The organism is Vibrio sp. V42_P2S4T144 (assembly GCF_009904715.1).
GTDB classification, from domain to species: domain Bacteria; phylum Pseudomonadota; class Gammaproteobacteria; order Enterobacterales; family Vibrionaceae; genus Vibrio; species Vibrio alginolyticus.
The window spans coordinates 1-11895 of the sequence record NZ_WXWS01000286.1 but is presented as its reverse complement, the minus strand read 5'-3'; the positions used below and the strand labels follow the sequence as shown (position 1 = coordinate 11895).

The following is an 11895-nucleotide window of genomic DNA, read 5'->3' as shown; positions in this document are numbered from 1 at the left end:
TTAAATATCTGTCTGTAAAAGAGATATAAAGAGAATATTGAGCATTTCGGTTATTTTGTTCATAAAGTTCACGGCGAGAAGTTGGTGTTAGGTCACGCGGCTTTACGCTTTGGTAGGCCATAATAAAATGACGGAAAATGAACGAGGAAAAGAGAATGAAAGGGACGTGTTTGTGCGGCGCAATTGAAGTCATCGCTGAGGTTAAAAATGAGGTTAGCCTGTGCCATTGCTCTATGTGTCGAAAATGGTCGAGTGGCGCACTTCATGCGGTGCATTGTAGGCCTAACGTGACGTTTAAAGGTGGCGAACCTAAACGTTATCAGTCGTCAGACTGGGGAGTGAGGGGGTTTTGCGGTGAGTGTGGTACAAACCTTTTCTACCATTTGTTGCCGACAGGTGAGTACATTCTTTCCGCTGGTTTGTTCGATAACCCAGATTTCAAACTCACTTTAGAGATTTTTACCGATGAAAAGCCAGCTTATTATGACCTCAATTCCGCTTCACAAAAGATGACTTCGCAACAAGTCTTTGATCAATTTGTACCTAAAGAATAGTTTTTATCCGATTATTGTTCGACAGCTGAGCTTTTAGTCTTTAGATCATAAGCTTAAAGGTTTATAAGTTGTCGACAATATGAACTCACTATTCTTTATTTCTGCTAAAAATGGCACTTAATGGGCATTTTATGCCCATTTAAATTACGACCTTAGTCTAAATTGTCGACAATTTACTTGATTGTCGACACTTTGATCGACTACTTTATATTCAGGTTAAGAAATTGTAGACATTTCGATGTCGGTAACAAGAGTATCTGAATATGAACTCTGAGTTGAAAGCTCGTTATAAAGTGCTGGGTTCTGAGAAAGAACACACCAAATCCGAAACACTGACCGAAACACTGATTGAAGTCATTGTTAATGGCGACGTGAAGCCTGGCCATAAGATATCAGAGCCTGAGCTAGCAAAGAAATATCAAGTCAGTCGTGGGCCTTTGCGTGAAGCATTGATGCGCTTAGAGGGGCTAGGGCTCATCGAGCGAATTCCTCATGTTGGGGCTAGAGTGACCACTTTTTCTCCGGAAAAGCTGATAGAACTTTATGCCGTTCGAGAAGCATTGGAAGGCATGGCGGCAAGGTTAGCTGCGCGACACATTACGCAAGAAGAGCTCTTAAGCTTGGAAATGCTATTGTCGACACATTCCAAGCATATAGACCAAATGGAAGGCGCGTCTTACTTCCATCAACATGGTGACTTTGATTTTCACTATCGCATCATCCAAGCGAGCAGAAACAGTAAGTTAATATCTCTGCTGTGTGATGAACTCTATCACTTATTACGGATGTATCGTTACCAGTCGCCACGTGCGCAATCTCGCCCGAATGAGGCGCTCACCGAACACAAATTCATTTTGGAAGCCATTCGCAATCGCGATGAAGAGCTTGCAGAAATGTTGATGAGAAGACACATATCAGGAAGTCGAAAGCTCATCCAATCTCAAATTATACATACAGAAAGTTTAGACAAAGACTAGAAGGAATTCGTCATGAGCTTAACACCGGGAGCGAAATTCAGACTCGCCATTGAACAAAATAATCCACTACAAATTGTCGGCACTATAAACCCGTATTGCGCCATGATGGCAAAAAACTTGGGTCACCAAGCGATTTACTTGTCTGGTGGCGGTATCGCAAATGCTTCATACGGATTGCCGGATCTCGGTATCACAACATTAAACGACGTTTTGGTTGACGTTGACCGCATCACTAACGCATGTGATTTGCCTCTTTTGGTTGATATCGACACGGGTTTTGGCGGTGCATTTAACATTGCTCGCACGATCAAAGCGATGGAAAAAGCAGGCGCGGCAGCGGTGCACATGGAAGACCAAGTCGCACAGAAACGTTGTGGTCATCGTCCGAACAAAGCAATAGTCAGCCAGCAAGAGATGGTTGATCGTGTAAAAGCCGCGGTTGATGCACGCAATGATGAAAGTTTCGTGATTATGGCTCGTACTGACGCGTTAGCTGTTGAAGGCATGGACAGCGCAATCGAGCGCGCGATTGCGTGTGTGGAAGCTGGCGCAGACATGATCTTCCCAGAAGCGATGAACAAGCTGGACCAGTACCTTCAGTTCTCAAATGCGCTTGATCAAGCGACCGGAAAGCACGTTCCTATTCTGGCGAATATTACAGAATTTGGCGCGACACCGCTGTATGGCTGTGATGAGCTAGCGAAAGCAAAAGTGGACATGGTGCTTTATCCATTAAGTGCGTTCCGTGCCATGAACAAAGCTGCTGAAACGGTCTACAAACATTTGCTAGAAGTGGGTAATCAGGAAGCACTGGTTGATTCGATGCAAACACGTAAAGAGTTATATCAGCACCTGAATTACCACGACTACGAAGACAAACTTGACCAGTTATTCTCTGAAGGGAAATAGTGGGGGAAAAGTAAAAATAGACGGAAGCCCAAGAAAAAGATAATCGGAATTTATCTCATCTAATAACGTGAAATTCGTTTGGCTAAAAACACCCCAGAGAGGGAAAAGTCAGACAGAAAAGGAGTTCAAACAATGTCTCAAACTGCAGAAAAGAAAGCAGAATTAGGTGGCGCAGGCCTTCGTGGTCAAAGCGCAGGAAGCACAGCTTTATGTACTGTCGGAAAAACGGGAACTGGTCTAACTTATCGTGGATACGATATTACTGATCTTGCGAACAACGCACAGTTTGAAGAAGTGGCTCACCTTCTGTTACGCGGTCACTTGCCGAATCAACAAGAACTTGATGCGTACAAAACACACCTACTCAGCCTTAGAGGTTTGCCAGCCGAGCTAAAACAAGCTTTAGAGTTGATTCCTGCAAGCGCACACCCAATGGACGTAATGCGCACGGGTTGTTCTGTATTGGGTAACCTAGAGCAGGAAATGAGCTTCGAGGAGCAACTGAAAGCAACCGAACGTATGTTAGCCTTGTTCCCTGCCATCATCTGTTACTGGTACCGCTTTAGTCATGATGGCGTGCGTATCAACACCGAGGATCAGACTGAAGATTGCATCGGTGGTTACTTCTTGCGATTACTTACAGACAAAGCGCCATCTGCGCTGCACAAACAAGTGATGCATTGCTCGCTCATTCTTTATGCTGAACATGAGTTTAATGCTTCTACATTCGCAGCACGCGTTTGTGCATCAACGTTGTCAGACATTCATTCTTGTATCACGGCGGCAATCGGTACGCTTCGTGGGCCACTTCACGGAGGTGCGAACGAAGCGGCGATGGAAATGATTGAAGATTGGCAAACGCCCGACGAGGCGGAAGCGAACATCATGAAAATGCTAGCCAATAAAGACAAGATCATGGGCTTTGGTCATGCGATTTATCGTGAAAGTGACCCTCGCAACGCCTTAATAAAACGCTGGTCCAAAGAGTTATCGAAGCAAGTTGGTGATACACATCTATATGCGGTTTCTGAGCGTGTTGAATCAGTGATGAAGCGAGAGAAAGGTCTGTTCTGTAATGCGGACTTCTTCCATGCATCGGCTTACCACTTCATGGACATTCCAACCAAACTATTCACCCCAATCTTTGTGATGAGTCGTTTAACGGGCTGGGCTGCACACGTTTATGAACAGCGTGCCAATAACCGTATTATTCGCCCAAGTGCCGATTATACGGGCCCAGATCATCAAGAATGGGTGCCTATCGAGAATCGCTAGCGCGAAGGTCAACGAGGGCATTATATGCTTTGGTTGACCACCTCCTTCCTTTGTCATTCTCTCTAACAGAGGAAGGAGATCCTCTCATCACTGTGTTTCTGGAGCAATGGAAAACCTTGATGAAGGCAAGATGTAAAGACTGAATGGAAGCAAACCATGAACACAAATATTAATACCCAATATCGTAAGCCGCTTCCGGGAACTCAACTGGATTATTTTGATGCACGCGAAGCCGTCAATGCCATTTCTCCTGGAGCCTATGAAACACTCCCTTATACCTCTCGCGTGCTAGCTGAGCAACTGGTCCGCCGCTGTGACCCGAACACATTGACAGATAGCCTGAAACAGTTAATTGAACGCAAACGCGATCTTGATTTTCCTTGGTATCCAGCACGCGTTGTTTGTCATGACATTCTTGGTCAGACCGCTCTAGTCGATTTAGCGGGTCTGCGCGATGCCATTTCAGATCAGGGCGGTGATCCTGCAAAAGTGAACCCAGTGGTTGAGACACAATTGATCGTTGACCACTCTTTAGCGGTTGAACATGCGGGCTTTGACCCTGATGCCTTCGACAAAAACCGCGCGATTGAAGAGCGCCGTAATGAAGACCGATTTCACTTTATCGAGTGGTGTAAAACAGCGTTTGAAAACGTCAGCGTGATTCCAGCTGGGAATGGCATCATGCACCAGATCAACTTGGAAAAAATGTCTCCTGTGGTACAAGCAAAGCAGGGCATTGCCTACCCTGACACCTGTGTGGGTACGGACAGTCACACGCCTCACGTAGACGCTCTTGGTGTTATTGCGATAGGTGTCGGTGGTCTGGAAGCAGAAATCGTCATGCTTGGCCGACCATCAATGATGCGTCTACCAGATATTGTCGGTGTCAAACTGACGGGTAAACGTCAACCGGGCATTACCGCAACGGATATTGTCCTCGCGATTACTGAGTTTCTTCGTAATGAGCGTGTGGTATCTTCATATCTTGAATTCTTTGGAGAAGGCGCACGTGATCTAACGATCGGAGACCGCGCAACGATTTCAAACATGACACCAGAATACGGCGCAACAGCTGGCATGTTTTATATTGATGAACAGACCATCAATTACTTGAAACTAACTGGTCGAGATGAAGAACAAGTTGCTTTAGTAGAAAATTACGCAAAACAAACCGGTCTTTGGGCAGACGATCTTGATAGCGCAGTTTACGAGCGCGTACTTGAGTTCGATTTATCATCAGTTAGCCGTAACTTGGCTGGTCCGTCAAACCCTCATCGTCGTTTACCAACTTCTGAGTTGGCACAGCGCGGCATTTCTGGAGTGTGGGAAGAGAAAGAAGGCGAGTTGCCAGATGGTGCAGTGATCATCGCTGCTATTACCTCATGTACGAATACCAGTAACCCAAGAAACGTGGTTGCTGCTGGCCTTGTGGCGAAGAAAGCCAACGAACTTGGTCTTGTACGTAAACCGTGGGTGAAATCGTCTTTTGCTCCGGGTTCTAAAGTTGCACGCTTGTATCTGGAAGAAGCGGGCTTATTACCAGAGCTAGAGAAGCTTGGCTTTGGCATTGTTGGTTACGCATGTACAACTTGTAACGGTATGAGTGGTGCGCTGGATCCAAAAATCCAACAAGAGATCATCGACCGTGATTTATATGCGACAGCGGTGCTTTCTGGTAACCGTAACTTTGATGGTCGAATCCATCCGTACGCCAAACAAGCTTTCTTGGCTTCACCACCATTGGTTGTCGCTTATGCGCTGGCCGGTACCATTCGTTTTGATATCGAGCGCGATGCACTGGGCACTGACCAACATGGCAAACCAATTTACTTAAATGATTTGTGGCCAAGCGATGAAGAGATCGATGCAGTTGTCGGTACTCATGTTAAACCTGAGCAGTTTAAGCAAGTTTACATTCAGATGTTTAAGCTGAATGATCAAGAGCAAAATCCCAACCCGCTGTACGACTGGCGTCCGATGAGTACCTACATCCGCCGACCACCGTACTGGGAAGGTGCGCTAGCGGGAGAAAGAACATTGTCTGGTATGCGTCCATTGGCGATTCTGGGCGACAACATCACCACTGATCACTTATCACCATCCAACGCGATTCTTGGAAGCAGCGCAGCAGGTGAATACTTAGCGAAAATGGGTGTGCCAGAAGAAGATTTCAACTCTTACGCGACTCACCGTGGTGACCACTTAACGGCGCAACGCGCGACCTTCGCTAATCCAAAGTTGTTCAATGAAATGGTGAAGGAAAACGGTGAAGTCGTGCAGGGATCTCTGGCGCGTGTAGAGCCAGAAGGGCAGGTGGTTCGTATGTGGGAAGCGATTGAAACCTACATGAATCGTAAACAACCATTGATCGTGGTGGCTGGCGCGGATTACGGTCAGGGGTCATCCCGTGACTGGGCAGCAAAAGGCGTTCGACTGGCAGGCGTAGAAGCCATTGTTGCTGAAGGATTTGAGCGTATTCACCGTACTAACTTGGTTGGCATGGGCGTACTACCACTGCAATTCAAGTCGGGCGTTAACCGCAATACGCTAGAGCTGGATGGTACGGAACTTTACGACGTGGTTGGAGAAATCAAGCCGGGCGCTGATTTAGCGCTGGTTATCACACGCACCAACGGCGATAAAGTCGATGTTCCGGTTACTTGTCGCTTAGATACCGCTGACGAAGTTCACGTGTACAACGCAGGCGGTGTTCTGCAGCGTTTCGCGCAAGATTTCTTGGCACAATAAGGAGTGCGTATGTCAAATAATACTCCGAATCAAACAAGCCAAATAAAAGTGCCCGCGACGTACATGCGTGGCGGCACGAGTAAAGGTGTCTTTTTCAACCTAGAGGATTTACCTCAAGAAGCGCAAGTGGCTGGAGCCGCACGTGACAAACTGTTGCTACGCGTTATTGGCAGCCCTGATCCTTACGCGAAGCAAATTGATGGCATGGGGGGCGCGACGTCAAGCACCAGTAAAACAGTGATTGTTTCGCGCAGCAGCAGAGCCGATCACGATGTTGACTACTTATTTGGCCAAGTGTCGATCGACAAACCATTCGTCGATTGGAGCGGTAACTGCGGCAACTTGTCTGCCGCTGTCGGTCCTTTCGCCATTCATGCTGGTCTGATCCCACAAGATCGCATTCCAGAAAATGGCATTGTGACGGTGCGTGTTTGGCAGGTGAACATCAGCAAAACCATCTTGATTCATGTGCCAATCGTCAATGGTTTTGTCCAGGAAACTGGAGAGTTTGAACTCGATGGTGTCACGTTTCCAGCTGCAGAGATTCAAGTGGATTTTGTTGACCCTTCCGATGGCGAAGGAAGTATGTTCCCAACGGGTAACTTAGTTGATGATTTGGTGGTGCCGGATGTGGGTACGTTCAACGCGACCTTTATTAACGCGGGCATACCAACCATTTTTATTGATGCTGAATCGATAGGATATCAGGGCACCGAGCTGCAAGACGATATCAACAACGATGACACAGCATTAGCGATGTTCGAATCCATCCGCGCATATGGCGCGTTAAAAATGGGCCTGATTTCTGATTTAGAAGAAGCTCAAACACGCCAACATACGCCGAAAATAGCGTTTGTTTCTAAACCGAAAAGTTACCTGTCTTCAAGTGGTAAAGCCGTTAATGAGTCGGATATTGATGTGCTCGTTCGCGCGCTGTCGATGGGCAAGCTACATCATGCAATGATGGGAACAGCAGCCGTTGCTATTGCTTCTGCCGCGTGTGTGCCCGGAACGTTAGTGAATTTAGCCGCTGGTGGCGGTGAAAAAGAGTCCGTGACTTTTGGTCACCCGTCAGGAACGTTAAAAGTTGGGGCACAAGCGAAGCAAACTGAGCAGGGCTGGGTGGTGCAAAAAGCCATTATGAGCCGAAGTGCGAGAATACTGATGGAGGGATTTGTGCGTGTACCCTTCTATGTCTTCGATTAAAAGAGACGATCTTTGGATTAAAAGAGCGATCTTTGAGTAGAACGAGAGCAATGTCAGGACATACTGGAGGAAGCAATATGTCTTCATACGAAAAAGAATACTTATGGGCGAAGAATGAACCGGAGAGTTTTTGGCGCGCTCAAGCGGAGAATATCGATTGGTTCGAATCTCCTAAAACTATCTTGAAATCTGATGAAAACGGCATAGAACGTTGGTTTCCAGATGGTGTAATGAATACGTGCTGGTTAGCATTAGATTACCATTGCGAGCAAGGACGCGGTGATAATACTGCACTCATTTATGACTCGCCAGTAACCGGCAATAAAACAACGTATACCTATAGTGACCTGCGTGACCAAGTGGCAAAAATTGCCGGCATGCTGTCTGCCCAAGGCGTTGAAAAAGGCGATCGAGTCGTTATTTACATGCCGATGATTCCAGAAGCCGCAATGGCGATGCTAGCCTGTGCGCGTTTGGGGGCGATTCACTCCGTTGTATTCGGTGGTTTTGCACCTAATGAACTTGCTGTACGAATTGAAGATGCAGAGCCGAAAGTCATCATGACGGCGTCGTGTGGGATTGAGATCAACAAAGTCATTCCATACAAACCAATGGTAGACAAAGCCATTATGGACAGCCGTTGGAAGCCTGAGAAAGTGTTTGTTTTCCTACGCCCAGAGTGCGACGCTGAGCTAAACCAAGAAAGAGACTTAGATTGGCAGCGAGAGTACAACCAAGCGCTGCCACATGGTTGTGTTCCGGTGTTAGCAACCGATCCGCTCTACATACTTTATACATCGGGTACGACAGGTAAGCCGAAAGGCGTTGTGCGTGACAACGGTGGTCATGCTGTCGCGATGAAGTACTCCATGAGCGCAATCTATAACATTCCTCAAGATGGCGTCTTTTGGGCGGCATCTGATGTGGGCTGGGTAGTCGGGCACTCTTACATTGTTTACGCTCCACTGATTCACGGTTGCACTACCATCCTATTCGAAGGCAAGCCTGTTCGAACACCGGATCCTGGCGCATTTTGGCGAGTGTGTGATGAATATAAAGTAGATGCGTTGTTCTCTGCACCAACGGCGTTTCGTGCGATTAAGAAAGAGGACCCGGAAGGTGAGCACTTAAAACAGTACGACTTGTCGAATCTGAAAACCATCTTTATGGCGGGAGAACGCCTCGACCCTCCGACACTGGAGTGGGTTCAGAGCAAAGCGGACAAGCCCGTTATTGACCACTGGTGGCAAACCGAGACGGGCTGGGCCATCGCTGGCAACCCGACAGGTGTCGAAATGATGCCAGTTAAAGCTGGTTCTTCGACGAAGCCCATTCCGGGTTATCAGGTCGAAATTCTGAATGAACTTGGAGAGGCTGTCGGGCCTAACCAACAAGGCTTTGTAGCATTAAAACGTCCGCTACCACCAAGCTGTCTGCCAACGGTTTGGCGTAATCATGACCGTTTTGAAACTGGTTATCTTAGCCAATTCCCAGGCTACTACGTGTCAGGTGATGGTGGCTATCTGGATGAAGACGGTTACCTGTTTATTATGGGACGTATTGATGACGTGATTAATGTCGCGGGACATCGATTGTCGACAGGTGAAATGGAAGAAATAGTAGGAGGCCACCCAGCGATTGCAGAATGTGCGGTGGTTGGTATCCACGATGATCTAAAAGGTCAGCTTCCACTTGGTTTTGTTGTACTGAAAGACGGCGTCAAAGTGGATGAGCTAGACCTTGAAGGTGAGCTTGTTGGCAAAGTGCGTAGTGAGATAGGTGCAGTTGCTTGCTTCAAGCATGCGTTGGTTGTAGACCGTTTACCGAAAACACGTTCAGGTAAAATTTTGCGTCGAACTATACGTCAAATAGCTGATGGTGAAAAATACACCGTTCCGTCAACGATTGATGACCCAAGTAGCTTGAACGAAATTGAGCGAGTGCTACGACGCTGAGAAAAACTCAATTCTAACTAACCCCTGATCCTCGAACTCTGTAGGTTGGTTCTGCCTCTGTACGTTTATTAAGTACAGGGGCTTTTTTGTTGCTCAAACAGTACAAACGTATCGTGAAAGCATTTGTGACTTGCCAATACGACGTTTTCCTCACAAACTACAGCCATTCCATTTTTAGTGACCCTTTGTATGACCACGTTTGCGATTAAACCTGCGTGTTTTAGCGACCTAGAGTTGCTCAACGATCTTATGTTCGAGCTTCATGATGAGCATCATCTTCAATCTCCTGAGCTTTTCAAAACGGCAGAGGAGATAGAACAAGAAAAAAGCATTGCTCGATATATTGATGACCCTGAGTGCCTTGTTTACGTAGCAAAACAAGGAGATGAAATTATTGGCTTTATTTCTGGTCACTTCTGTGAACTTATTTCTACCGTCAGCCAGCCAGTTATGATGGGAAGCGTGGATGAGCTCTATGTGCTGCCTGAATATCGAAAACAAGGTACGGCGCAGGCTTTGATTAATAAAATTGAGTCAACGTTCTCTGATTACGGTGCAAAACAGATGTTTGTTGAAGTATGGCATTTTAACCAGGGCGCAATATCTTTGTATGAAAAACAAGGATTTGCACACCATATCCACTATTTAAGAAAACCGCTGAACGAATAATCGTATTTAACTTTAATATTGTGATTTAGGTTCGATCGAATTGAAATCATTCAGTTCGTCAATAGACTTTTCTCTATAAGCTACTCGCAATGTTAACAAATTGATATGCACCTACATTGGTATCGGCGTTTTTGTCTGCTTGTTTATTAGTAGCACGAGGATCGTGCTTACAAAAACAAGAGGACAATATTTTGAAACTAACAAAATCGTTACTTGCTTTAGCCGTTTTGCCAATGTTCGCAAGTGCTGATGATTTGTCACAGACGCAAAATCACACTATCCAACCCCAGATCGTAGGCGGAGTAACTGCCGACCCACGTGACTGGAAATTCTACACCCAAATTGTTAGTCGTTATGGTAACCGATCGTATTGTGGGGCCAGTTATATCGGGAATGGTTACGTCCTGACTGCTGCACATTGTGTTGAGGGTGATTCTCCGAGTCAGATTGCGGTTAAAATCGGTGGCGTTGTTTATAACGGTAGTGATGGTGTTCGTGCAAACGTCAGTGAGATCCATATGCACCCGGCATATCGCCGCGCGACGCTTTCTCATGACCTCGCGGTATTGAAGCTCGACTCTGTGCCTCAAGGTGTTTCTTCAGTTGAGATTGCGAATGGTAGTCTAACGCAATACGCGAGCATCGGAGATTGGCTTAGTGTTGCTGGCTTAGGGCGAACTTCTGAAGGAGGAAGCTCTCCGTCTCGATTGCAGGAGGTTGACGTCCCACTTGTGTCGGATATGACTTGCCGTCAAGCCGGTGGCAACTACACAACGGTTGGAGAAGTGTCATTCTGTGCGGGTATTCCTCAAGGTGGGATAGATTCTTGTCAGGGAGATAGTGGTGGTCCAATCGTTATTAATCGCAGTGGTGTAATTACTCAACTTGGTGTGGTCAGTTGGGGAATAGGTTGTGCTCGTCCTGGTATGTATGGGGTTTATAGCGATATCGCTGCTATGCGCAATTTTGTCGATGGTGTTATCGGAACAGCAACACCACCAAAAGAAAATGTTTCTGTTGGATACACCACCGAACAGACACTGGCATCATTTAATGTTGGGGAGTTACAGCAACATAGCTTTGTTATCCAGAATTCAGGGAACACCACGTTCACTGTGGAAAATGTTCGCGCGTTTGCTTCGGGTGTTACTGATGCAGCTGTTATTGCCAATGATCAGTGCTCTCAGGCGACGTTAGCAATGAATGCAAGTTGTCGTGTTGATGTTGAATTTGGTGCTACTCAGAGCGGAGAAGCAAGAGTGGCTTTGAACTTCAACGTTGATAAGACCAGCACACAATACCAAGCGTTAGTATCCGCTCAAGCGAAAACGGTGACAACGCCTCCCACAGATAGCTGTAAAACTGTATGGCAAGCCAACTTAGTGTATCTCAAAGGAGATACGGTTACTTGGAATGGTAAAGTTTGGCAAGCGCAGTGGTGGACTCAAGGTGATAATCCAGCAGACTCAGGGCCTTGGGGTGTTTGGCAAAAAGTCGGCGATGCGAATTGCAAGTCTAACTAACGATCGGGCCAGTGAATTTGATTCGTTGACCATGAGATAAGATTCATTCTTGGTTTCAACGATCAGTACATAGTTACCA

General features: G+C 46.6%; 9 protein-coding genes. All 9 read left to right on the top strand.

Annotated features, from left to right (window positions below; all coding sequences use genetic code 11):
* Positions 1-155 precede the first annotated feature (155 nt).
* The 9 genes from CAG68_RS09690 (at position 156) to CAG68_RS09650 (ending at position 11816) form a co-directional block, all read left to right on the top strand.
* Entirely contained in the window at positions 156-554 is a 399-nt protein-coding gene (locus CAG68_RS09690; RefSeq protein WP_161441052.1) for a GFA family protein, read from the top strand.
* Positions 555-817: 263 nt separating this feature from the next.
* Entirely contained in the window at positions 818-1531 is a 714-nt protein-coding gene (locus CAG68_RS09685) for a GntR family transcriptional regulator (protein WP_005377279.1), read from the top strand.
* A gap of 12 nt (positions 1532-1543) precedes the next feature.
* Entirely contained in the window at positions 1544-2440 is an 897-nt protein-coding gene (gene prpB, locus CAG68_RS09680) for a methylisocitrate lyase (protein WP_161441051.1), read from the top strand.
* A gap of 132 nt (positions 2441-2572) precedes the next feature.
* A complete protein-coding gene (gene prpC, locus CAG68_RS09675; RefSeq protein WP_005377283.1) occupies positions 2573-3715 on the top strand; it encodes a bifunctional 2-methylcitrate synthase/citrate synthase in 1143 nt (380 codons plus the stop codon).
* Positions 3716-3871: 156 nt separating this feature from the next.
* On the top strand, positions 3872-6463 hold the full coding sequence (acnD, locus tag CAG68_RS09670; protein ID WP_161441050.1) for a Fe/S-dependent 2-methylisocitrate dehydratase AcnD: 2592 nt from the start codon (positions 3872-3874) through the stop codon (positions 6461-6463).
* Between the two features lie 9 nt (positions 6464-6472).
* Entirely contained in the window at positions 6473-7669 is a 1197-nt protein-coding gene (prpF, locus tag CAG68_RS09665; RefSeq protein ID WP_005377286.1) for a 2-methylaconitate cis-trans isomerase PrpF, read from the top strand.
* A gap of 77 nt (positions 7670-7746) precedes the next feature.
* Positions 7747-9624, top strand: a complete 1878-nt coding sequence (locus CAG68_RS09660) for a propionyl-CoA synthetase (RefSeq protein ID WP_054728524.1) — start codon at positions 7747-7749, stop codon at positions 9622-9624.
* A 189-nt stretch (positions 9625-9813) separates the two neighbouring features.
* Complete coding sequence (locus tag CAG68_RS09655) at positions 9814-10293, top strand: GNAT family N-acetyltransferase (protein ID WP_005377290.1); 480 nt, start codon at positions 9814-9816, stop codon at positions 10291-10293.
* Positions 10294-10484: 191 nt separating this feature from the next.
* A complete protein-coding gene (locus CAG68_RS09650) occupies positions 10485-11816 on the top strand; it encodes a trypsin-like serine protease (RefSeq protein ID WP_161441049.1) in 1332 nt (443 codons plus the stop codon).
* The last annotated feature ends 79 nt before the right edge of the window (positions 11817-11895 follow it).

Bases quoted from the DNA above. Each gene is read 5' to 3' on its own strand.
- acnD (WP_161441050.1), top strand. From the start codon at position 3,872: ATGAACACAAATATTAATACCCAATATCGTAAGCCGCTTCCGGGAACT.
- prpF (WP_005377286.1), top strand. From the start codon at position 6,473: ATGTCAAATAATACTCCGAATCAAACAAGCCAAATAAAAGTGCCCGCG.
- prpC (WP_005377283.1), top strand. From the start codon at position 2,573: ATGTCTCAAACTGCAGAAAAGAAAGCAGAATTAGGTGGCGCAGGCCTT.
- prpB (WP_161441051.1), top strand. From the start codon at position 1,544: ATGAGCTTAACACCGGGAGCGAAATTCAGACTCGCCATTGAACAAAAT.
- CAG68_RS09660 (WP_054728524.1), top strand. From the start codon at position 7,747: ATGTCTTCATACGAAAAAGAATACTTATGGGCGAAGAATGAACCGGAG.
- CAG68_RS09685 (WP_005377279.1), top strand. From the start codon at position 818: ATGAACTCTGAGTTGAAAGCTCGTTATAAAGTGCTGGGTTCTGAGAAA.
- CAG68_RS09690 (WP_161441052.1), top strand. From the start codon at position 156: ATGAAAGGGACGTGTTTGTGCGGCGCAATTGAAGTCATCGCTGAGGTT.
- CAG68_RS09655 (WP_005377290.1), top strand. From the start codon at position 9,814: ATGACCACGTTTGCGATTAAACCTGCGTGTTTTAGCGACCTAGAGTTG.